This is a genomic window from Streptomyces sp. NPDC001544 (assembly GCF_042894285.1).
Lineage (GTDB): Bacteria > Actinomycetota > Actinomycetes > Streptomycetales > Streptomycetaceae > Streptomyces.
The window spans coordinates 155,050-176,411 of record NZ_JBIAVN010000017.1; the positions used below are offsets into that span (position 1 = coordinate 155,050).

A 21,362-nucleotide genomic window follows, 5' to 3' on the forward strand; every position below is an offset into this window, starting at 1 on the left:
AGGAAGATACGGTTCCGGCCTGGTGTGCGGGTGGCCGTAACTGATCCTTCCGGGAGGGGCATTCACCCGAAGGGCATGGTTAAGGGGCATATGCGCAAGCCGCATTCCGGCCCGCCCCGGAAGACCCGACCGACCTCCCGGCGCACCCCGCGCACCCCAGACCGGCGGCGCAAACTGCACGTCCCGCCTGGCGCGCCGGTGAACTGGGGCCCCTACCGCCCTCGGGTCTGCTTCCCGACGACGGGCCCGTAGAAGGTGCCGCCCCGGAAGTCGATGTGGTCGCCCTCGTAAACCGCTCGGGAACCCTCCTCGGTGCCGGCGGAACCGGCGGAAGCACGGTCGCGCGGCCGGTACTTCCGCAGGACCGCCACCGCCACCGAAGCCGCCTGCCCTGCGGCCCGCTCCTGTGAACCCCCGGCGTCCGCATCGGACTTGCGCGCGTCGGCCCGGTCACTGATGCCGCGGACGACGAGCGCGTCCACCTGCCCGCTCAGGTGCGCCGCGTGGGCCGCGCCGGAGCCCTCCATCTCGATCGCGGCGGCGTCGTTGTAGTGCTGCCGGATGTACCGGGCGATCTCCGCCTCGGCGTCCGCGAGGACGATGTCACCGGTGGCGATCGGCTTGAAGTGCGCGGTCACGTCGGCCATGTCCCGTACCGCGGAACGGGCCGCCTGGACCAGCGCGTTCGAGCCGAACCAGGCTTCGGGGCGGACGAGCGGTCCCTCGGCGGTCACCTTGGCCCCGTGCACGCCGTACACCTTCGTGCCGACGACGACGTCACCGATGCCGATGTCGTCCTTGAGGCTGCCCGCGACCCCGACGAAGAGGACGGCCTGCGGCCGCAGCCAGTCGATCAGCGAAGCCGTGAGCGCCGCCGTGGCCCTCGCTCCCTCGCCGAGCTCGCCGAGGGCCACCTGCCAGGGGGCACCGGGCAGCCGCCCCCGTTCGACGATCGTCCCGTTGCCGGGGTGGACGAGGTCCTGGCGCTCCTCGATGTGGGCGCGCACGGCCTTGTACTCCAGCGCGAGCGCGGTCAGGACGAGAACGCTGGGCGATGATTCCGGCACACTCTTAAGGTACGCCGGGGGAAGGGGTTCGAGTGCCGGAACGAGACGTCACCGTGGGGCAGTTGCTGCTCGCCGAGTACCAGACCGTCAAGGACGAGCAGAAGACGCGGATCGGGTTCCGGGACAACCTGCTCTACGTCACGCTCACCGTCGTCGCCGCCGTCATCGCGGCCGCCGCCCAGGCCAAGCGGACGGAGATGCTGCTGGGGCTGCCGCCGGTGTGCGTGGTCCTGGGGTGGACGTACCTGGTCAACGACCAGAAGATCTCCGCCATCGGGGCCTATGTCAGGGGGGACTTGGGGCCCCGGCTGGCCGCCGTCGCCAGTGCGGAGGAGGCATCCGTCTTCCGGTGGGAGATCGCCCACCGGGCCGACGCGCGCCGTTCCTCCCGCAAGGCCGTGCAATGCGTCGTCGACCTGCTCGCCTTCTGCGTGGTGCCGCTCGCCGCGCTCGTCGTGTACTGGGCGGGGGGCGGGACCTCGCCGGGGCTGGTCGTGCTGTCGATGGGCGAGGCGCTCGCGGTCGTGGGGCTGGGGGTCCACATCGTGCTGTACGCGGTGCCGTTCGGGGCTGGGAGCGGCGCCGGGTGAGTGACCACATCCTGGGCGCGGAGCTCCACGGGCAGGTCATCGGCAAGGCGGAGTACCGCCGGAAGCCGCCCGCGCCCACCGCGCTGGACGCGCTGCCCGCGAAGGCGGTCGGACTCACCGGCCGGGAAGAGCGACCGGACCGGCTGCGGGACCGGCTCCGGGCCGGCGACGCCCCCGGCGAAGCCGCCCAGGCCCGCGCTCAGGCCGAGGCCCTCACCGCCCCGGCGTCCCCCGTACCCACCGGTACACCAACTCCGGCCTCCCCACCTGCCCGTACACCGGCTTCCGTTCCGCCCGAGCCCCCTCCACCAGGTGTTCCAGATACCGGCGGGCGGTGATCCGGGAGATGCCCACCGCCTCCGCGACCCCCGCTGCCGTGAGACCGTCCGGAACCTCCCGCAGGGCCCCCGTCACCCGTTCCAGGGTCGGCCCGCTCAGGCCCTTCGGAAGGGCCGCGGGGCCGGGGGCGCGCAGTGCCGCCAGTGCGCGGTCCACCTCGTCCTGGCCGCTCGCCTCGCCCACCGCCGCGTGGAACTCGGCGTAGCGGACCAGCCGGTCACGCAGGGTGGCGAAGGTGAAGGGCTTCAGGACGTACTGGACCACCCCCAGCGAGACCCCCTCCCGCACCACCGTCAGGTCGCGTGCCGACGTCACCGCGATCACGTCCGCGTGGTGCCCCGCCGCCCGCAGCGACCGGGCCAGCTGCAGCCCGTGGACGTCCGGCAGATGCAGATCGAGCAGCAGCAGATCCACCGGTGTGCGGTCCAGCAGCCGCCGTGCCTCCGCCCCGGTGTGCGCCTTGCCCACGGCCGTGAAGCCGGGCACCCGGCCGACGTACATGACGTGCGCGTCCGCCGCTACGGGATCGTCCTCCACCACCAGCACGCGGATGCGCTGCTCGTTCGTCATACGTCGCCTCCAGACACCGCGGACGGCCCGGCCGCCGTACGCAACGGCAGCCGGACCCGGAACTCGGCCCCACCGCCGTCGGCCTCCGCCACGGACAGGGTCCCGTCCAGCCGGTGCACGGCCTGCCGGACCAGGGCCAGACCGAGGCCCCGTCCGCCCGGCCCCGCCGGCTTGGTGGAGAACCCCCGCTGGAATACCAGGTCGGCGTGGTCCGGCTCCACACCGGGCCCGGTGTCCGCCACCCGCAGCACCAGGGAGTCCTTCGCGTACGCGGTCACCGTCACCCGCGCCCGCGCGCTGCCCTGTGCCGCGTCCACCGCGTTGTCGATCAGGTTGCCGAGGATGGTGACCAGGTCGCGGGCCGACAGGTCCGCGGGGAGGACACCGTCGTCCAGGCGGCTGTCGGCCGACACGACCAGTTCCACACCCCGCTCGTTCGCCTGCGCCGTCTTGCCCAGCAGCAGCGCCGCCAGCACCGGCTCGCTCACCGCCGCCACCACCTGGTCGGTCAGTGCCTGGGCCAGTTCGAGTTCCGCCGTCGCGAAGTCGACCGCCTCCTCCGCACGGCCCAGCTCGATCAGCGAGACCACGGTGTGCAGGCGGTTCGCGGCCTCGTGGGCCTGGGAGCGGAGCGCCTGTGTGAAGCCCCGTTCGGAGTCCAGTTCGCCCATCAGCGACTGCAGCTCGGTCACGTCCCGGAGGGTGACCACCGTGCCCCGGCGTTCACCTCCCGACACCGGTGAGGTGTTCACCACCAGCACCCGGTCCGCCGTCAGGTGGACCTCGTCCACCCTCGGCTCCGACGCCAGCAGCGCGCCGGTCAGCGGCGCGGGCAGGCCGAGGTCCGCGACCGACCGGCCCACCACCTCGTCCTCGGCGCCCACCCCGAGCAGCTCCCGCCCCCCGTCGTTGATCAGCGCCACCCGGAACTGCCCGTCCAGCATGAGCAGCCCCTCGCGCACGGCGTGCAGCGCGGCCTGGTGGTAGTCGTGCATCCGGCTCAGCTCGGCCGCGTTCATGCCGTGGGTGTGACGGCGCAGCCGGGCGTTGACGACGTACGTGCCGACCGCGCCCAGCAGCAGGGTGCCGGCGGCGACCCCGAGCAGGGCCGTGACCTGTTGCTGGACGTTGCGGCTGATCGCCTCGACCCGGATGCCGGCGCTGACCAGCCCGATGACGCGGCCGTTGTATTCCACCGGCGTCACCGTGCGCACCGAGGCGCCGAGGGTGCCGGTGAAGGTCTCGGTGTAGGTGTAGCCGTGCTGGGCAGCAGTGATGTTACCCAGGTAGCGCTTGCCGATCTCGTTCTTGTCCGGGTGGGTCCAGCGGATCCCGTCCCGGTTCATGATCGTGACGAAGTCGACCCGGGTGTCGCGCATGACCCGCAGGGCGTAGGGCTGGAGGTGCGCGGAGGGGTCCGACGTGTGGATCGCGGCCCGCACCGAGGGTGCGTCCGCGACCGAGCGGGCGACGGCCGTCGCCTGGCGGGCCGCCGCCTCCTCTGCCTGCCGCTGGTCGCTGACGTAGGTGAACAGCGCGTACCCGGCCACGACGACCGCGATCAGCACGGCCTGGACGGCGAAGAGCTGGCCGGCCAGGCTGCGGGGTCGTGGGACGTCCGGGATGCGCATGTCGTCAGTCTGCCTCTGGGTTAAGTGTGAACTAAATGAACGGAAGGGTGACCGCCCTCACACGGCAGGGGGATAGTCGCCGCATTCCCCTATAACGCCCGGACGTGAGCCGCACGCCGGTGTTCGCCGACGAAGACGTCAAGGAGGGCAGCCGTGGCCGCCAGCACTCCCGATACGGCACCTGCCGCACCCGCCGTGAAGCGGGACCGTACCCACTACCTGTACATCGCCGTGATCGTCGCGGTCGCGCTCGGTATCGCGGTGGGTCTGATCTGGCCCGATGCCGGAGTCCAGCTCAAGCCGCTCGGCACGGGCTTCGTGAACCTCATCAAGATGATGATCACCCCGATCATCTTCTGCACCATCGTGCTCGGGATCGGCTCCGTCCGTAAGGCCGCCAAGGTCGGTGCCGTCGGCGGTATCGCGCTCGGCTACTTCATGGTGATGTCGCTGGTGGCGCTGACCATCGGCCTCGTCGTCGGCAACGTGCTGCACCCGGGCGACGGTCTGCACCTCACCAACGCGATCAAGGCGTCCGGGCACGACCAGGTGTCGCCCGACGCGCTGCCGCCGGTGGACTTCGTGCTGTCGATCATTCCGGTGACCTTCGTCTCCGCCTTCACCTCGGGCCAGGTGCTGCAGACCCTCCTGGTCGCGCTGCTCGCCGGCTTCGCGCTGCAGGCGATGGGCCCGGTCGGGCAGCCGGTGCTGCGCGGTGTCGAGCACATCCAGCGGCTCGTCTTCCGCATCCTCTCCATGGTCATGTGGGCCGCCCCGATCGGCGCCTTCGGCGCCATCGCCGCCGTGGTCGGCTCCTCCGGTGTCGATGCGCTGAAGAGCCTCGCCGTGCTGATGCTCGGCTTCTACGTGACCTGTGTCCTGTTCGTCTTCGTCGTGCTGGGCACGATGCTGCGGATCGTCACCGGTCTCAACATCTTCTCGCTCTTCAAGTACCTGGGCCGCGAGTTCCTGCTGATCCTGTCCACCTCCTCCTCCGAGTCCGCGCTGCCGCGGGTCATCGCGAAGCTGGAGCACCTGGGCGTCAGCAAGCCGGTGGTCGGCATCACCATCCCGACCGGCTACTCCTTCAACCTCGACGGCACGATGATCTACATGACCATGGCGTCGCTGTACATCGCGGACGCCCTGGGCACGCCGATGTCCCTCGGTGAGCAGATCCCGCTGCTGCTGTTCCTGCTGGTCGCCTCCAAGGGCGCCGCGGGCGTCAGCGGCGCCGGTCTGGCCACGCTGGCCGGCGGCCTGCAGTCGCACAAGCCCGCGCTGGTCGACGGCGTCGGCCTGATCGTCGGCATCGACCGCTTCATGAGCGAGGCCCGCGCCCTGACGAACTTCGCGGGCAACGCGGTCGCCACCCTGCTGATCGGTACCTGGACGAAGGAGATCGACCAGGACCGGGTGCGCCGGGTGCTCGCCGGTGAGCTGCCGTTCGACGAGACGACCCTGATGGACGAGAACGAGGTCCCGCCGGTCGCGGAGCTGCCCGAGCAGCGCGAGGGCGGCGACAAGGAACTGGCCAAGGCGTAGGCGCTCCGCTGATTGCGCGGGGTGACTGCGGAAGGCTCTTCGTCCGCGGGTCGACCGTGGCCGGTCGCGCCCACGCGGCGGAGCCGCATGTCGGTCCAGCCCCGCGCCCTACGGAGGGCGTTCCGCCCCCGACCCCGGGCGCCCGGCCCCGCCTGAACCCGGGCCGGGCGCCCGGACCACCGTCTCCGGGCGGCTGAGACTCCCCCCGTAAGCTCAGCCGCCCGGAGGCCCTTTTTCTCCGCTTTCCCTCCGCTTTCCCTCCGCGGTCTACTCGCTCAGCTTCGCCACCAGCGCGGTGGCGGTGGAGGCGGGCACGCCCGCCACGTTCAGGACACTGATCGCGGCGGAGCGGCCCGCCTCCTGTGCTGTCAGCAGTCCGTCGTTCACCGCTTCCATCAGCGCGAACAGCATCTGCTCGTGCACGTACGCCAGCGCCGCCGGTGGCAGCGGTGAGCTGAAGGTGCCGTCGTCCAGGCCGCGCCGCAGCAGTTCGGCGCAGGACTCGCGGACCGGGGTGAGGCGGTCGCGGATGCCCTGCACGGTGACCGTGCGCTGGGCCAGCGCGACCAGCAGGCGGTAGCGGTCGGCGATCTCCCAGATGGCGAGCACGGACCGGGCCACCGCCTCCGCCGGGTCGTCGACGCCTTCCCGGCCCGCCGTGTGGGCGGCCGCCAGTGACTCCACCGCGCCGTCGACGAGCGTGCCGATCAGCGCCTCGCGGCTCGGGAAGTGCCCGTACACCGTCCGCCGTACGACTCCCGCGGCACGCGCGATCTGGTCCATGGAGGCGTCGGGGTCGCGCAGCAGCTCGGCGAGGGCGACGTCGAGGATGCGGCGCCGGTTCGCGTCGGCGCGGCTGGTGTTACCCGTGGTCATGACCTTCATTCTGCACCCCCCTCGACTTGCACAGCATTGTGCAACGGCGTACATTGCACATCGTTGTGCAATTGCACGTCACTGTGCAAATCCGTTGAGGAAGGCGATCCCTGCCCATGCGACTCGTCATGACCGAACCGGTCGAAAGGACGGACCGCCCCTACGCCCGGCGCTGGTGGGCGCTCCTCGTGCTCTGCCTGAGCCTGCTGATCATCGTGATGGCCAACACCGCCCTCACGGTCGCCGCGCCGGACATGACCCGTGACCTCGGCCTGTCCGGCGCCGACCTGCAGTGGGTGATCGACGGCTACACCGTCCCCTACGCCGCGCTGATGCTGCTGCTCGGCGCGATCGGCGACAAGTACAGCCGCCGGGGCGCGCTCCTCCTCGGGCTCGTCGTGTTCGGCGGCGGCGCCGTCTCCGGCTACCTCGCCGACAGCGCCACGGCCGTCATCGCCGCCCGCGCCGTGATGGGCGTCGGCGCCGCGCTGATCATGCCCGCCACCCTGTCCCTGCTGGCCGCGACCTTCCCGCGCGCCGAACGGGCCAAGGCGATCACGCTGTGGACCGCGACGGCCGGCCTCGCCATCGCCGCCGGTCCGGTGGTCGCGGGCGCGCTGCTGAAGAACCACGGCTGGTCGTCGACGTTCCTGATCAACGTGCCGATCGCCGCCGTCGCGATCGTCGGCGCCCTCGTCCTGGTACCGCCGTCCAAGGCCGGTCACCACGACCGGATCGACTACGTCGGCGGAGTGCTGTCGGTGATCTGGACCGGCTCCCTGGTCTACATGATCATCGAGGGGCCGCACTTCGGCTGGGGCGTCAAGGCGGTGACGGCCGCCGTCGTCGCCGGCGTGGGCCTGCTCGCCTTCGTGGCCTGGGAGCTGCGCCACCCCCGCCCGATCCTCGACGTGCGCCGCTTCGCGCACCGCCGGTTCGCGGGCTCCAATCTCGCCGTGGCCCTCTTCTTCCTGGCCGTCTTCGGCGCCTTCTACTACCTCACCCAGCACCTGCAGTTCGTCCTCGGCTACGACGCCCTCGCCACCGGCGTGCGCATGCTGCCGCTGGCCGGCGCCGTGTTCGTCGGCTCGGCGCTCACCGGCTGGCTGACCCCGCGCGTCGGCATGAAGTGGACGGTCACCGCGGGCATGGTCGGCGGCACGGCGGCGCTGGCGCTGCTGACCCGGGTGGACGCCGCGTCCTCGTACGGCGACCTCGTCGCGCCCCTGATCGTCCTCGGCCTGGCCATCGGCCTCGCGCTCTCGCCCTGCACGGACGCGATCATGGGGGCGTTCCCCGAGTCGGAACTCGGGGTCGGCGGCGCGGTCAACGACACCTCGCTGGAGCTCGGCGGCTCACTCGGCATCGCGATCCTCGGCTCGCTGCTGTCCACGTCGTACGCCGACCACCTCACCGACGCCACCACGGGCCGGGGACTTCCGGCGGGCGCCCTGGCCACCGCGCAGGACTCGGTCGGCGCCGGGTACGCGGTCGCGCAGGGCATCGGGGACAAGGCCCGGCAGGTCGCCGCGCAGGCGGCGCAGGCGAGCGATCCGCAGCAGGCCGCCCAGCTCAAGCAGCAGGCCGCCCAGCTCTCCGCCGGCGCACGGCAGATGGCCGACGCGGTCGGGGCCTCGTTCTCCGACGCCGTCGCCCACACCAGCCTGGTCGGCGCGGTGATCCTGGGTGTGGGCACGCTGCTGGTGGCGGTACTGCTGGCGCGCGGCGCCGCCCGGGACGCGGAGGCGGCGGAGTCGGCGGAGGCGGAGGACGAGGTGGCGGAGCTGGTGGGCGGCCGCGCCGAGAACTGAGACCTCCCGGCAGGCGTCTTTCTCGCCGATGCACTACCGTGCCGTGCCGGATCAACGGGCACGGCACGGCCGTATGTACGTATGGAGGCACGGGGGATGAAGATCGACTGGGACCGGCGGACCTGCGCCCGCAAGGGCCATGTGACGTACGCGCCGGACGACCCCAGACTGCGGGTACGGCTGCACGCCCAGACCGCGCTCGGGGACGTCTGGCGCTGCCTGCGCTGCGGGGACTTCGTGCTCGGCGAGCCGCACGGCTCCGGACCGGCCGCCGACGCCCCTCTGGTGCCGCGCGGGAAGGTGCTGCGGGACCTGTTCATCCTCCGCTTCCTGGCGGTCGAGCGGGCCGTGCGCGGGGTGTTCATCGTGCTGGTCGCGGTGGCGGTGTGGAAGTTCAGCAACAGCCAGGACGCGGTGCGCCGGCTCTTCAACGAGAACCTCGACGTCTTCCGCCCGGTCTTCAGGCACTTCCACTACGACCTCGACCACTCCCCGGTCGTCGGCTCCATCCAGAAGGCCTTCGGCTACAAGCACTCCACGCTGCTGCTGGTCGCGGTCCTGCTGCTGGCCTACGCCCTGATCGAGCTCGTCGAGGCGGTCGGCCTGTGGTACGCCAAACGCTGGGCCGAGTACCTCACGGTGGTCGCCACGGCCGCGTTCCTCCCCCTGGAGATCTACGAGCTCACCGAGAAGGTCAGCTACCTGAAGATCGCCACGCTGGTCCTCAACATCCTCGCCGTCCTCTACATCGCCCTCGCCAAGCGCCTGTTCGGCCTCCGCGGCGGCCGCAAGGCCTTCGACGAGGAACGGCACAGCGCGTCGCTGATGGAGGTCGAGGAGTCGGCCGGCCTGACGGTCTGAGCAGGGCGTCCGCCGGGGCGGACGCCCTGCTCGCCGTCGCGGCCCGGACTCCGGTGGGCCCTCGCGTCACCTTCGCCAGAACAGGTGGTGCGTCACACCGCTCGGGCTGGGCACGACCTCCAGGTGGAACCGGTCGAGCAGTTCGTCGGGGGATTCCCAGAGCCGCAGCCCGGACCCGAGCTCCACCGGCGAGACCGCCACATGCAGGGTGTCGACGAGGTCGGCGTCAAGGAACTGCCGGATGATGGTGACCCCGCCGCCGAGTCGGACGTCCCGGCCCTGCGCCGCTTCCCGCGCCCGTTCGAGGACGGTGGCCGGGGGGCCGTCGACGAAGTGGAACGTGGTGTCGGAGAGCGTGAACGACGGACGCGTGTGATGGGTCATGACGAACACCGGTGTGCGGAACGGGGGCTCCTGCCCCCACCAGCCCTGCCACTCGTGATCCTGCCAGGGTCCGCGCTGCGGCCCGAACTTGTTGCGGCCCATGATCTCGGCACCGATGTCGCGGGCGAAGTCCCGCGTGAAGTAGTCGTCGAGGCCCCGGCTCCCGCCCCGATCCGTGCGCATGGGCCAGCTCGCTGTTGCTCCGGCCCAGGCGAACAGCCTCTCGGGACGGTCGAGCCCGAACGGCCGCTCCGGACTCTGGTGCTCGCCGGCACCGATTCCGTCACTCGAGACATTGAAGTTCATGACGCGCAGTAGTTGATCCACGGGGTTCCTCGTCAGGTCATGGCACCTCGTGCGGCAGGGCGCCGCACATCATGACGTCGAACGGGACGTGGCCGGATCGACAGCTGCCCCCGACTTTCTCGGACCTCATGCGGCCCTGGCCGTCCGCGTCTTGTTCTCGCGCACCCCGCGCAGCGCCCCGGACCAGGCGATCACCTGGTCGAGCATGCCGCCCACGGCGGTGTCGAGGCCCTCCTGGGGGACGAAGGTGCCGGTGTGGAACGAGGGGTGTGTCGAGATGGTGGGCTGGGCGCGGACCGTCGCCACCTGTAGTTCGGCGAGGACGAGCCGCAGCGCCTCGGCGGCCCGGGCCCCGGCGACCCAGCCGCCGTAGCTGATGATCCCGGCGGCCTTGTCGTTCCACTCCCGGTAGACGTAGTCCAGGGCGTTCTTCAGGGCTCCGGGGAAGGAGCGGTTGTACTCGGGGACGAGGAACACGTAGCCGTCGAAGCTGTCGATGAGTGCGCCCCAGGCGCGGGTGTGCTCGTGCTGGTACTGCTGGTGGTTGGGGTTGCCGGGCTCGTCGAGGTTGCCGAGGTCGTGGTCGGCGAGGTCGACGAGCTCGTAGTCGGCGCCGCCGTGGGCACGTGCGGCCTCCAGCGCCCAGGCGGCGATCTGGTCGCCGCGGCGTCCGGGACGGGTGCTGCCGAGAATGATCGCGATGCGAAGCGACATGGCCTTCCCTCCAGAAGAGTTGATGCATCAACTCTAGGTCGACGGCAGTTGATGTGACAACTTCCCTGGTCGCGGTATCCTCGGCGACATGACGGAGACTCGATCGCTGGAACCCGAGGAGTGGGAGTTCTGGGACACCTGGATGCGCGCGCAGCGCCTGCTGGCCAGGGAGCTCGAGCGTGGTCTGCAGCGTGCCTGTGATGTCTCGAAGGCCGAGTTCAGCGTGCTGGTGACGCTGTGGCAGGCCGGCGGCCGCGAGATGCGTGTCGGCGAGCTCTCCGAGTCGCTCGACTGGGACAAGAGCCGGGTCTCGCATCAGCTGACGCGCATGGAGAAACGCGGCTTCGTCCAACGCACCCGGTACGGGGCCGATGGGCGCCGCGCGGGGATCGGGCTGACCGCCGAGGGCCGCCGCGCCGCCGAGCGTGCCATCCTCGTGCACGGCGGCAACATCCGCCGCCACTTCCTCGACTCACTGACCCCGGAGCAGACATCGGTCATCCGGGCGTGGAGCGAGCAGGCGGTCGATCACCTCGATCCGGACGGTCGACGTCCGCCCTTGCCTTGACGCCGACGTCAAGCCGTACCGTCGACGGCATGCGAATCGGCGAACTGGCCGCCCGGGCCGGGACCACCACGCGCGCGCTGCGGTACTACGAGTCGCGCGGGCTGTTGCCCGCGCGGCGCGACGACCACGGCCACCGCACCTACGACGAGCGCGACCTGCGGCTGCTCACGCAGATCCGGACGCTGCAGGACTTCGGGTTCGACCTGGAGGAGACGCGGCCGTTCGTGGAGTGCCTGCGGGCCGGTCACCCGGAGGGTGACTCGTGCCCGGCGTCGCTGGCGGTCTACCGGCGCAAGCTGGCCGAGCTCGACGACCTCATCGGCGAGCTGACGGCGGTCCGGGAGAAGGTCGCCGGGCAGCTGGCGCGGGCCGAGCGGGCCGTGGGCGAGCTGGCCGCCGAGGCGCTGGTTCCGGGGGGCCCGGAACCCGGGTGCGAACTGGGAGGGCGGATACGGTGATCAAGGCAGCGGGCGTGGCCGAGGTGACGGACGGGGATTTCGCGGCGGAGGTGATCGGCTCCGAACTGCCGGTGCTGGTGGAGTTCACCGCCGACTGGTGCCCGCCGTGCCGGCAGATGGGGCCCGTGCTCAGCGCACTCGCCGAGGAGGAGGGCGGCCGGCTGAAGGTCGTACAGCTCGACGTGGACACCAATCCGGTGACGACGAACGCTTACAAGGTCTTGTCGATGCCGACGTTCATGGTGTTCCGGGGCGGTGAGCCGGTGAAGGCGATGGTGGGTGCCCGGCCGAAGCGGCGGCTCCTGGAGGAGCTCTCCGACGTGCTGTGAGTGGGCGTACCCACAACGAGAAATCCCCCGAGCAATTGCGCTCGGGGGATTTCTCTGCGTATATTCAATGGTTCGCGACTTCCATCTGATGGAGTCACGAGGAAGTTCAGTGAGCACAGTATATCCGGGCGGGAGCAGAATTGTCAAACACCGAATTTCCAGACGATGAATTGCGGCACGAACAGGAATTCATCGACGGACTGTACGCGCGCGTGGACGCCCTGCGCGGTGACACGGAGACCTCCGTCACGGACGCCCTCGCCCAGGGCGACAAGCCGATGCAGGCCCGGCTGGAGCGGGACATCCTGGTCGCCGAGCGCTCGGGGCTGCTCGCCGCGCTGAACGCGGTGGACGGCTCGCTGTGCTTCGGCCGTATCGACCTGACCTCGGGGGTCAAGCACCACATCGGGCGCATCGGGCTGCGCCGCGACGACGCCGAGCGCACCCCCGTCCTCATCGACTGGCGGGCCGACGTCGCCCGCCCCTTCTACCTGGCCACCGGTCACACCCCGATGGGTCTGCGCCGACGCCGGCACATCGCCACCGACGGCCGCCGGGTCACCGCGCTGCACGACGAGATCCTCGACCTCGGCGACGCCGAACGCACCGGCCACGAGGACCCCACCGGCGACGCCGTGCTGCTGGCCGCGCTGAACTCGGCCCGCACCGGCCGGATGAGCGACATCGTGCAGACCATCCAGGCCGAGCAGGACGAGATCATCCGGGCCCCGTACCGCGGGGTACTGGTGGTCGAGGGCGGCCCGGGCACCGGCAAGACGGCCGTCGCCCTGCACCGGGCCGCCTACCTCCTCTACGAGTACCGCGAACTGCTGGCCCGGCGCGCCGTCCTGATCGTCGGCCCGAACCCGGCCTTCCTCGGCTACATCGGCGAGGTGCTGCCCTCCCTCGGCGAGACCGGCGTGCTGCTGGCGACCGTCGGCGAGCTGTTCCCCGGCGTGAAGGCCACGGCCACCGACACACCCGAGGCGGCCGCTGTGAAGGGCCGCGCCGACATGGCCGACGTGCTCGCCGCCGTCGTCCGCGACCGGCAGGCGCTGCCCGACCCGGTCATCGCCATCGAGCACGACCGCGAGGTGCTGATGCTCGACGACGGCCTGGTGAACGTCGCCCGCGAACGCACCCGCGCCGCCAAGCTGCCGCACAACGCGGCCCGCGAGCACTTCGAGGGCCACATCCTCAACGCGCTCACCGAGCTGTACGCCGAACGCGTGGGCACCGACCCCTACGACGGCGGCAGCCTGCTGGACGCCGCCGACATCACCCAGATCCGCGACGAGATCGCCGAGAACCCCGAGGTCTGGTCCGCCATCGACCAGCTGTGGCCCCGGCTCACCCCGCGCCGACTGGTCGCCGACTTCCTCGCCGAACCCGACGGGTACGTGTCCGAGGCCGACGCCGACGCGATCCGCCGTCCGGTGACCCGGGCCTGGACCGTGGCCGACGTACCCCTCCTCGACGAGGCGGCCGAACTCCTCGGCGACGACGACCGGGTGGCGAGGGCCCGCGCCGAACGGGAGCGGGAGACCCAGATCGCCTACGCGCAGGGCGTCCTCGACGTCTCCTACGCCTCCAGGACCTACGAGTTCGAGGACAAGGAGGACAGCGACCCGGAATCCTCCGAGGTGCTGTCCGCGCACGACATCATCGACGCCGAACGGTTCGCCGAACGGCACGAGGAGGGCGACCACCGCAGCGCCGCCGAGCGCGCGGCGGCCGACCGGACCTGGGCGTTCGGGCACATCATCGTCGACGAGGCGCAGGAGCTCTCCCCGATGGCCTGGCGGCTGCTGATGCGGCGCAGCCCCACCCGCTCGATGACCCTGGTCGGCGACCCGGCGCAGACCGCCGAGGCGGCCGGCGTCGGCTCCTGGGCCGACATCCTCCAGCCGTACGTCGAGGACCGCTGGGAGCACACCCGGCTCGGCGTCAACTACCGCACCCCGTCCGAGATCATGGACGTCGCGGCGGCCGTCGTCCGCGCCGAGCACCCGGACTTCACCCCGCCGAGCTCCGTCCGCTCGACCGGGGTACGGCCCTGGGCCCGCCGCGTGTCCGACGACCTGCCCGCCGCGGTCGCCGAAGCGGTCGCCGAACTCACCCCGGCCGAGGGCCGGCTGGCGGTCATCGCCCCGCGCGAGCTGCACCGCCGGCTGGCCGCCCGGCTGGACGGCGTGACGGCTGGCGCCGAGCCCGACCTGACCCGCACCGTCGTCCTGCTCGACCCGCGCCAGTCCAAGGGGCTCGAGTTCGACTCGGTCCTGGTGGTCGAGCCGGGCGCGTACGGCACCAGCGACCTCTACGTGGCCCTGACCCGCGCCACCCAGCGGCTCGGCATGCTGTACACGGGCGAGCTGCCTCGGGTGCTGGCCGCGGGTGTCACCGGGAAGTAGGAGAAGCGCCGGTGGGTGACGGCGGCGGATAGCTCGGGTGCAGCGAGGAGGGCAGGGGCGCCAGCGACGCGCACAGCGCGGTCGGGAAGGCCGGTTCCCTGCGCTGCACCGCCGCGCAGCCGCCGGCCGCGCTCGTGAAGAACGGCTGCCAGCCGGAGCGTTTGGCGCGGAAGAAGTAGCGGTCGCCGAGGCTGGAGGAGCACGCGGAGTCCTTGGTGTCGTCACCGCAGGCCGGCCCCGTGCGCCAGGAGAAGTCCAGCACCAGCCACTTTCCGTCGCAGTGCTCGGCGCCCGGGTAGGAGTGCGTGGGCGCGTCGACGGCGATCATCGCCTGCTCGTAGGAGGCGGTGGTGCAGCCGGTGGCCGGCGGGTGGCAGCCGAGCCGGCCGCACAGCCGCAGCGCGGGCGGCTCGGCGCCGTCGGCGGTGAAGACCGTGTTGTAGTCGACCACCAGCTCCCGCTCACCCAGCGGCTGGGGCAGCCGCACCCGGGCCGTGGCCGTCCTCTCCTTGGTGCATCCGGAAGACCGGCCGTCAGGGGAGCTGAAGGTGATCTGCACCCGTACGGTGCCCGGCACGCCGCCGTACTCCTTGTCGGTGTCCACCGCCTTGAGGTCCCGCACACAGGGCCGGGGCCCGCTCGGCACCCGCGCGTCGAGGCTCAGCGTGCGGTGGTCGGCACCGAGCCGGGCGCCGGTGACCTCGGACGGCGCGGACGTGGTCCACGTAACCGGCCCGGTCTCCGAGGAAGAGGCGCCTCCGGCCACCTGTGTGCCGCAGCCGCCCAGGAGCAGGACGGCCAGGACGGCCAGGACGGTGACTGATCTCCAAGGTCGCACGTGTCTCAATCCCCCTGCGGTGAACCGAAGTTGACCCGGGGCACTATACGGCGCGCGCGACGCTCCCTAGGCCGGCCGCAGCCACACCGTCGCCAGCGGTGGCAGTGTCAGGCGGATGCTGGCAGGGCGGCCGTGCCACCCGGTCGCCTCCGGCTTGACCGGGTCGGTACGGGTGACGTCACCGCCCCCGTACCGGGCCGCGTCGGTGTTGAGGACCTCGTGCCAGGCCGGGACGTCCTCCGGGACGCCGAGGCGGTAGTCGTGCCGGACCACGGGGGAGAGGTGGGACACCGCCAGCAGCGGGTTCCCCTCGGCGTCGTACCGGAGGAACGCCAGGACGTTGTCCTCGGCCGCGTCCCCGACGATCCACTGGAAGCCGGACGCGTCGGTGTCGAGCTGCCACAGACCCGGCGTGTCCCGGTACACGGTGTTGAGGTCGCGGACCAGGTCGCGCACACCCCGGTGGTCCGGTTCGGCGCCGTACGCGGGGTCGAGCAGCCACCAGTCGGGGCCGCGCACCTCGGACCACTCGGTGCCCTGGGCGAACTCCTGCCCCATGAACAGCAGTTGCTTACCCGGGTGAGCCCACATGAAGCCCAGGTAGGCACGGAGGTTGGCGCGCTGCTGCCACCAGTCGCCGGGCATCTTCGACACCAGCGACCGCTTGCCGTGCACCACCTCGTCGTGCGAGATCGGCAGGACGTAGTTCTCGCTGTAGGCGTACACCATCGAGAACGTCATCTCGTGGTGGTGGTACCTGCGGTGCACCGGCTCGTGGCTCATGTACTGCAGCGAGTCGTGCATCCAGCCCATGTTCCACTTCAGCCCGAACCCCAGGCCGCCGAAGCCGCTCGGTCCCTTGAGGTGCGTGGGCCGTGTGACCCCGTCCCAGGCGGTCGACTCCTCGGCCACGGTCACCACGCCCGGGCAGCGCCGGTACACGGTGGCGTTCATCTCCTGCAGGAAGGCCACCGCGTCCAGGTTCTCCCGGCCGCCGTGCTCGTTCGGCGTCCACTGACCCGGCTCGCGGGAGTAGTCGAGGTAGAGCATGGAGGCGACCGCGTCCACGCGCAGGCCGTCGATGTGGAACTCCTCGCACCAGTACACGGCGTTGGCGACCAGGAAGTTGCGCACCTCCCGGCGGCCGAAGTCGAACTCGAGCGTGCCCCAGTCCGGGTGCGCGGCGCGCAGCGGGTCGGAGTGCTCGTACAGCGGGCGGCCGTCGAACTCCGCCAGCGCCCAGTCGTCGCGCGGGAAGTGCGCGGGCACCCAGTCCATGATCACGCCGATCCCCGCCTGGTGCAGCGCGTCCACCAGGTACTTGAAGTCGTCCGGGGTGCCGAGGCGGGCCGTGGGCGCGTAGAAACCGGTGACCTGGTAGCCCCACGAGCCGCCGAAGGGGTGCTCGGCGACCGGCATCAGCTCGACATGGGTGAAGCCCAGGTCCCTGACGTAGGCGGGGAGCTGTTCGGCCAGTTCCCGGTAGGTCAGCCCGGGCCGCCAGGACGGCAGGTGCACCTCGTACACCGAGAACGGCGCCTCGTGCACCGGCCTGTCCGCACGGCGGGCCAGCCACTCCTCGTCGCCCCACTCGTGGTGCGAGGCCGTCACGACGGACGACGTGGCGGGCGGCACCTCGGTGCGCCGGGCCATCGGGTCGGCGCGCAGGGTACGCGAGCCGTCCGGGCGGGTGATCTCGAACTTGTACAGCTCGCCCTCGCCGAGCCCCGGCACGAACAGCTCCCACACCCCGGTGGCGCCGAGCGAGCGCATCGGGTGGCCGGTGCCGTCGAAGAAGTTGAAGCTGCCCGCGACCCGCACCCCCCGCGCGTTCGGCGCCCACACCGCGAACCGGGTGCCCGTCACCCCCTGGTGGGTCGTCGGGTGGGCGCCGAGCGCCTGCCACAGCTGCTCGTGCCGGCCCTCGCCGATCAGGTGCAGGTCCAGGTCGCCGAGCGTGGGCAGGAAGGCGTAGGCGTCCGCGGTCTCGTGGACGTTGCCCTCGTACGCCACCAGCAGCCGGTACTCCGGGACCTCGCGCAGCGGGAGCAGCCCGGAGAAGAAGCCGTCACCGTCGTCGTGCAGTTCGGCCCGCAGCTCGCCGGAGACGACGGTGACGGACCGCGCGTACGGACGGAAGGCCCGGAAGGCGACCCCGCCGGGCACGGGGTGCGCGCCCAGCACCGAGTGCGGGTCGTGATGGGTGCCGTGCAGCAGCCGCTCCCGGTCACCGGCGTCCACGGCGGGGGAGACGGCGACCTCGGCCTCGGGCGCGGGGGCGGGCGCGGGCACGGGAGCCGTGGCGGGCACCTGGGCGGTGGTGGGCTCCTTCTCGATCTGCGGCGGCTCGGCCTGGGCGGGCGTCTTCTTCTTGCCGCCCTTGTTCTTGGCGGACTTGTTCTTCTCGGTCGCTGACTTCTTGGACTTGGACGTCACGGACGCGTCTCCCGGGCGAGGGTCATGTCAGGTCGGACGTGGCGAGGCGGTGGACCGCGGAGAGGGGTACGGGGAGCCAGTCGGGGCGGTGGCGGGCCTCGTAGACCACCTCGTAGATCGCCTTGTCGGTCTCGTAGGCGCGCAGCAGTACGGGATCGGTGCGCGGGTCGGTACCCGCGACCTCGGTGTAACCGGAACAGTAGGCGGCCCGGCAGGCCGTTGCCCAGTCCGGTGCCGAGGGGGTGACGGAATGCGCCGCGTAGTCGAAGGAGCGGAGCATCCCGGCGATGTCCCGCACCGGCGGCTGCGGCATGCGCCGCTCGGCCAGCGGCCGGGCCGGTTCGCCCTCGAAGTCGATCAGCGACCACTGCCCGGACGGCGAGCGCAGGCACTGGCCGAGGTGCAGGTCGCCGTGGATGCGCTGGGCGGTCCAGGTGCGGCCCTCGGCGGCCAGGTCGGCCAGCGCCTCGAAGGCGGAGCGCAGCCCGGGCTCGTACGGTCCGAGCGCCGGCACCGCCTGCACGGCGGCCGTCAGGCGCTCCACCATGCCGTCGACGAGCACCCGTAGCTGGCTGTGGCCGAGGGTCACGGTGGGCAGCGCCCGGGCGAGCGCGGTGTGCACCTCGGCGGTGGCCCGGCCCAGCGCCCGGGCCTCGGCGGTGAAGTCCTCACCCTTGGCGAGTTCGCGCAGCGCCAGCTCCCAGCCGTCGGTCGCGCCCCGCAGATACGGCTGCAGCACGCCCAGCACATACGCGTCGCCGTCCAGTTCGGCGCGTATCCAGGCCGTCGGCGCGGGCACCCGGGCGCAGCCCTCGCGAGCCAGCGCGAGGGGTATCTCCAGGTCGGGGTTGACGCCGGGCACGACCCGGCGCAGCAGCTTGAGGATGAACGTATCTCCGTAGACCACCGAGGTGTTGGACTGCTCGGCGGTCATCAGCCGGGCCACGAGCCCGTCGCGGATCTCCTGGCGCGGGTCCCGTTCGAAACGGAGCCCGCCGATGCGGGCCTGGGAGCGCATCGCCTCCAGGAGCACCTCGGCGGGCCGGGTGTCGTACAGGGCGTCGTACACCGTGAGTCCGGCGAGCGGCCCCTCCTGCACGTGTCCGATCAGCGCGGGCGCCAGCCGGGGCGGCAGCGCCTCGCGCACGCCTATGAGGAGCTGGTAGCAGTCGCCGGGCTGGGAGGGGGAGCCCAGGGCGGGCGGCTGCTCGGCCCGCACCAGCAGGTGGTACAGACCGAGCCGGCCGTCCGGGGGGAGCAGTTCGGTGGCCGAGACCGGGGTGAAACCGGTGACCGGGCGTCCCTTGCCCGCGAACCAGCGCTGTCGCGGCAGCCAGTCGCGCAGCAGTGGATCGAGCGACGCGAGGATCTGGCCGGGACTGGTGGTGGTGCCGGAGGGGGTGACCGTTTCCGCCATGGCGCACGTCCTTTCCCCGGGTCGTCGGGGCGGGTTACTTCTGCGTGCCCCGGGTGGGGCGGTGAAAACCGCCCCACCCCAGGCCACTATGCGCCTTCTTTGCGCAACCGGAACCAGTAGAAGCCGTGGCCCGCCAGGGTCAGCAGGTACGGCAGCTCGCCGACCGCCGGGAAGCGGACGCCGCCGAACAGCTCGACGGGATGCCGCCCGTTGAACCGGCTGAGGTCCAGCTCGGTCGGCTGCGCGAACCGGGAGAAGTTGTGCACACAGAGGACCAGGTCGTCCTCGTACTCCCGGAGGAAGGCGAGGACGGCGGGGTTGGAGGACTGCAGTTCGGTGTAGGACCCCAGTCCGAAGGCAGGGTTCTGCTTGCGGATCTCGATCATGCGGCGGGTCCAGTGGAGCAGGGACGACGGCGAGGCCATGGACGCCTCGACGTTCGTGACCTGGTAGCCGTGGACCGGGTCCATGATCGCAGGAAGGAAGAGCCGTCCGGGGTCACACGAGGAAAAACCCGCGTTACGGTCCGGTGTCCACTGCATGGGGGTGCGGACGGCGTCGCGGTCGCCGAGCCAGATGTTGTCGCCCATGCCGATCTCGTCGCCGTAGTAGAGGATCGGGGAGCCGGGCAGGGACAGCAGCAGCGCGGTGAACAGCTCGATCTGGTTGCGGTCGTTGTCGAGGAGGGGGGCCAGGCGCCGGCGGATGCCGATGTTGGCGCGCATGCGGGGGTCCTTGGCGTACTCGGCCCACATGTAGTCGCGTTCCTCGTCGGTGACCATCTCCAGGGTCAGCTCGTCGTGGTTGCGCAGGAAGATGCCCCACTGGCAGCCGGAGGGGATGGCGGGGGTCTTGGCGAGGATCTCCGAGACCGGGTAGCGGGACTCGCGCCGCACCGCCATGAAGATCCGCGGCATGACGGGGAAGTGGAACGCCATGTGGCACTCGTCGCCGCCGGAGGCGAAGTCGCCGAAGTAGTCGACGACGTCCTCCGGCCACTGGTTCGCCTCCGCCAGCAGCACCGTGTCCGGGTACTGGGCGTCGATCTCCTTGCGCACCCGCTGCAGGAACGCGTGGGTCGCCGGCAGGTTCTCGCAGTTGGTGCCCTCCTGCTGGTACAGGTACGGCACGGCGTCCAGCCGGAACCCGTCGATGCCCAGGTCCAGCCAGAACTTAAGCGCGGAGATCATCTCCTCCTGCACGGCCGGGTTCTCGTAGTTCAGGTCCGGCTGGTGCGAGAAGAAGCGGTGCCAGTAGTACTGCTTGCGCACCGGGTCGTACGTCCAGTTGGAGACCTCGGTGTCGACGAAGATGATCCGCGCGTCCTGGAACTGCTTGTCGTCGTCGGCCCAGACGTAGTAGTCGCCGTAGGGGCCCTCGGGGTCCCTTCTGGACTCCTGGAACCAGGGGTGCTGGTCGCTGGTGTGGTTCATGACGAAGTCGATGATCACGCGCATGCCGCGCTGGTGGGTGGCGTCGACGAACTCCACGAAGTCGGCGAGGTCACCGAACTCGGGCAGCACGGCGGTGTAGTCGGAGACGTCGTAGCCGCCGTCCCTGAGCGGTGACTTGAAGAACGGCGGCAGCCACAGGCAGTCCACGCCCAGCCACTGCAGATAGTCCAGCTTGGCGGTCAGGCCCTTGAGGTCGCCGACGCCGTCGCCGTTGCTGTCCTGGAAGGAGCGGACCAGGACCTCGTAGAAGACGGCGCGCTTGAACCACTCCGGGTCGCGGTCCTTGGCCGGAGTGTCTTCGAACTTGTCCGGAACAGGCTCGTTGACGATCATTTTGTGGGTGACCCTCCGATCTGCGGGTTGGACGGTCGCAGGACGAAGACGTGCGCGGGCCTGTGGCCCGGTTCGAGGCGCACATAGTTGGCCCTGCCCCAGTGATAGGTCTCGCCGGTGAGCTCGTCACGCACCGGCACCGACTCGTGCCAGTCCAGGCCGAGTTGCGGCATGTCCAACGAGACCGTCGCCTCCTGGGTGTGGTGAGGGTCGAGGTTGACGACCACCAGAACCGTGTTCGATCCGCTCCGCCTGCTGTAGACGATCACCTCGTCCTTGTCGGCATGGTGGAAGTGGAGACCGCGCAGCCGCCGCAGGGCCGGATTCTCGCGCCTGATGGTGTTGAGCTGGGTGATCAGGGGTGCGATGGTGCGGCCCTCGCGTTCGGCGGCGGCCCAGTCGCGGGGTTTGAGCTGGTACTTCT

The 21,362-nt window shown here is 71.2% G+C and carries 19 protein-coding genes; 8 read left to right on the forward strand and 11 right to left on the reverse strand.

The features are described from left to right. Positions 1-212: 212 nt before the first annotated feature. A complete protein-coding gene (locus ACFY0F_RS32140; protein WP_388802144.1) occupies positions 213-1,067 on the reverse strand; it encodes a 5'-methylthioadenosine/S-adenosylhomocysteine nucleosidase in 855 nt (284 codons plus the stop codon). Between the two features lie 32 nt (positions 1,068-1,099). Between ACFY0F_RS32140 and ACFY0F_RS32145 the strand changes: the two genes are divergently transcribed. After that, entirely contained in the window at positions 1,100-1,657 is a 558-nt protein-coding gene (locus ACFY0F_RS32145) for a hypothetical protein (protein WP_388802147.1), read from the forward strand. A 213-nt stretch (positions 1,658-1,870) separates the two neighbouring features. Here the strand turns inward: ACFY0F_RS32145 and ACFY0F_RS32150 are convergent, their stop codons facing one another. After that, on the reverse strand, positions 1,871-2,566 hold the full coding sequence (locus ACFY0F_RS32150; RefSeq protein WP_388802150.1) for a response regulator: 696 nt from the start codon (positions 2,564-2,566) through the stop codon (positions 1,871-1,873). After that, the gene (locus ACFY0F_RS32155; RefSeq protein WP_388802153.1) at positions 2,563-4,197 is read right to left on the reverse strand and encodes an ATP-binding protein; all 1,635 of its coding nucleotides are present in this window, start codon (positions 4,195-4,197) and stop codon (positions 2,563-2,565) included. Before ACFY0F_RS32155 ends, ACFY0F_RS32150 begins: the two co-directional genes overlap by 4 nt. Before the next feature lie 153 nt (positions 4,198-4,350). On the opposite strand from ACFY0F_RS32155, the gene ACFY0F_RS32160 reads away from it, so the two are divergent. Further along, a complete protein-coding gene (locus ACFY0F_RS32160; RefSeq protein WP_388802156.1) occupies positions 4,351-5,742 on the forward strand; it encodes a cation:dicarboxylate symporter family transporter in 1,392 nt (463 codons plus the stop codon). Positions 5,743-6,009: 267 nt separating this feature from the next. Here ACFY0F_RS32160 and ACFY0F_RS32165 read toward each other — a convergent pair whose 3' ends face one another. After that, positions 6,010-6,627: a TetR/AcrR family transcriptional regulator gene (locus ACFY0F_RS32165; protein ID WP_388802159.1), complete on the reverse strand. Its 618-nt coding sequence runs from the start codon at positions 6,625-6,627 to the stop codon at positions 6,010-6,012. A gap of 107 nt (positions 6,628-6,734) precedes the next feature. On the opposite strand from ACFY0F_RS32165, the gene ACFY0F_RS32170 reads away from it, so the two are divergent. Further along, positions 6,735-8,429: an MFS transporter gene (locus ACFY0F_RS32170; protein ID WP_388802162.1), complete on the forward strand. Its 1,695-nt coding sequence runs from the start codon at positions 6,735-6,737 to the stop codon at positions 8,427-8,429. A 96-nt stretch (positions 8,430-8,525) separates the two neighbouring features. Then, complete coding sequence (locus tag ACFY0F_RS32175; protein ID WP_388802165.1) at positions 8,526-9,290, forward strand: DUF2127 domain-containing protein; 765 nt, start codon at positions 8,526-8,528, stop codon at positions 9,288-9,290. Positions 9,291-9,356: 66 nt separating this feature from the next. Here the strand turns inward: ACFY0F_RS32175 and ACFY0F_RS32180 are convergent, their stop codons facing one another. Next, positions 9,357-10,001 (reverse strand): dihydrofolate reductase family protein, encoded by a 645-nt coding sequence (locus tag ACFY0F_RS32180; RefSeq protein WP_388802168.1) that lies wholly within the window; start codon positions 9,999-10,001, stop codon positions 9,357-9,359. Positions 10,002-10,106: 105 nt separating this feature from the next. Then, complete coding sequence (locus tag ACFY0F_RS32185; RefSeq protein WP_388802171.1) at positions 10,107-10,694, reverse strand: NADPH-dependent FMN reductase; 588 nt, start codon at positions 10,692-10,694, stop codon at positions 10,107-10,109. 88 nt (positions 10,695-10,782) lie between these two features. Here ACFY0F_RS32185 and ACFY0F_RS32190 point away from each other — a divergent pair, with 88 nt between their 5' ends. The 4 genes from ACFY0F_RS32190 to ACFY0F_RS32205 all read left to right on the forward strand — a co-directional run bounded on the left by ACFY0F_RS32190 (position 10,783) and on the right by ACFY0F_RS32205 (position 14,460). Then, a complete protein-coding gene (locus ACFY0F_RS32190; RefSeq protein ID WP_388802174.1) occupies positions 10,783-11,262 on the forward strand; it encodes a MarR family winged helix-turn-helix transcriptional regulator in 480 nt (159 codons plus the stop codon). Between the two features lie 29 nt (positions 11,263-11,291). Next, positions 11,292-11,720, forward strand: coding sequence for a MerR family transcriptional regulator (locus ACFY0F_RS32195; protein ID WP_388802177.1), 429 nt, complete (start codon positions 11,292-11,294; stop codon positions 11,718-11,720). Positions 11,721-11,734: 14 nt separating this feature from the next. Beyond that, positions 11,735-12,049 carry a thioredoxin family protein gene (locus ACFY0F_RS32200; RefSeq protein WP_388802222.1) on the forward strand — a complete coding sequence of 105 codons (315 nt, stop codon included), beginning with the start codon at positions 11,735-11,737 and terminating at the stop codon, positions 12,047-12,049. A gap of 170 nt (positions 12,050-12,219) precedes the next feature. After that, entirely contained in the window at positions 12,220-14,460 is a 2,241-nt protein-coding gene (locus ACFY0F_RS32205) for a HelD family protein (protein ID WP_388802180.1), read from the forward strand. Here the strand turns inward: ACFY0F_RS32205 and ACFY0F_RS32210 are convergent. From ACFY0F_RS32210 to ACFY0F_RS32230, 5 genes are all read right to left on the reverse strand, one after another. After that, entirely contained in the window at positions 14,447-15,298 is an 852-nt protein-coding gene (locus ACFY0F_RS32210) for a hypothetical protein (protein ID WP_388802183.1), read from the reverse strand. The two genes, ACFY0F_RS32205 and ACFY0F_RS32210, sit on opposite strands and share 14 nt — an antisense overlap. Before the next feature lie 66 nt (positions 15,299-15,364). After that, a complete protein-coding gene (gene glgB / locus ACFY0F_RS32215; protein WP_388802186.1) occupies positions 15,365-17,734 on the reverse strand; it encodes a 1,4-alpha-glucan branching enzyme in 2,370 nt (789 codons plus the stop codon). A gap of 22 nt (positions 17,735-17,756) precedes the next feature. Then, positions 17,757-19,151 (reverse strand): phosphotransferase, encoded by a 1,395-nt coding sequence (locus ACFY0F_RS32220; RefSeq protein WP_388802189.1) that lies wholly within the window; start codon positions 19,149-19,151, stop codon positions 17,757-17,759. An 86-nt stretch (positions 19,152-19,237) separates the two neighbouring features. Beyond that, the gene (gene treS / locus ACFY0F_RS32225) at positions 19,238-20,938 is read right to left on the reverse strand and encodes a maltose alpha-D-glucosyltransferase (protein ID WP_388802191.1); all 1,701 of its coding nucleotides are present in this window, start codon (positions 20,936-20,938) and stop codon (positions 19,238-19,240) included. Continuing rightward, positions 20,935-21,362: alpha-glucosidase C-terminal domain-containing protein (locus ACFY0F_RS32230; protein WP_388802194.1), on the reverse strand; the 428-nt coding region annotated here is incomplete at its 5' end. The genes treS and ACFY0F_RS32230, both read right to left, overlap by 4 nt.